Source organism: Dellaglioa sp. CoH-55-MRSF-8, from assembly GCF_056782195.1.
On record NZ_JBXAYH010000026.1, the window covers coordinates 1 to 816 of the forward strand.

The 816-nt window shown below is 56.0% G+C and carries 2 protein-coding genes; both read left to right on the top strand.

Annotated elements, in window-relative coordinates:
- Positions 1-83: 83 nt before the first annotated feature.
- Positions 84-368 carry a hypothetical protein gene (locus AC1RPW_RS07675; RefSeq protein ID WP_251254817.1) on the top strand — a complete coding sequence of 95 codons (285 nt, stop codon included), beginning with the start codon at positions 84-86 and terminating at the stop codon, positions 366-368.
- A gap of 18 nt (positions 369-386) precedes the next feature.
- Positions 387-816 (top strand): Ntn hydrolase family protein (locus AC1RPW_RS07680; RefSeq protein ID WP_481769393.1); only part of this gene is annotated, 430 nt, incomplete at its 3' end.

The following is an 816-nucleotide window of genomic DNA, read 5'->3' on the forward strand; positions in this document are numbered from 1 at the left end:
GTGAGGGACGCGGAACGGCGCTTTTGTGATTGGACAATCTTAAATTACGTGGTGTGGGATGGGTGATGAGGGAGGTGTGTGAGATGGGTAAAAATCGCAGCTATGCTGCTGGGTGGAATATGGAGCTGCCGCCGCGTCAGTCCGAGAATCCGGAATCGTGTGATTATCGGTGGTCTATTCCGGTGCTTGTGACCGTCCAATACGGTGATATGTGCTGGGTACCGCATAAGGCGTGGGCCTACCGTTATGAAGTGGGCGACTCTGGCTGGGTCGAGGTGTGTCCGACTGACGGTATTTGTGACCCGCGTGACTACGACGATTATCACGTGATTGCGTGGATGAAGTTTCCGGAGCCGTGGTCGGCTTGAGCTAAGTGTGGAGGATTTGTGACAACTATTTGTGCGGTGCGCGATGCGGGTGGTGTGTGGATGGGTTCTGATTCGGTGGCCACGCTTAACAATGATGGGTTGCGTACGCTGCGCGCCCCCAAGATTTTTCGATCGGGTCCGTTTTGCATCGGCGTGTCCGGGGCCATGGCCCTCAATTTCTGTGTGCGCCTAAATTTCGTGCCCCCTGTCAGGAACCGGTCAATGAACGTGGAGCGCTTCATCCACGGGCCAGTGCGTGAAGAACTGCGGCGCTGCCTGCTGCTTGAATCCGGCACCAGCCGAGATAAGCCGTTTAAGGACGTGAATATCCTACTCGGCTATGAATCCCACATTTTTGAGATTCACGGAGACGGGACCGTGGTTGAGGCCGCTTACGACTATGCTGCGATCGGGAGCGGTGCTGAATACGCGCTTGGGGCCATGTACG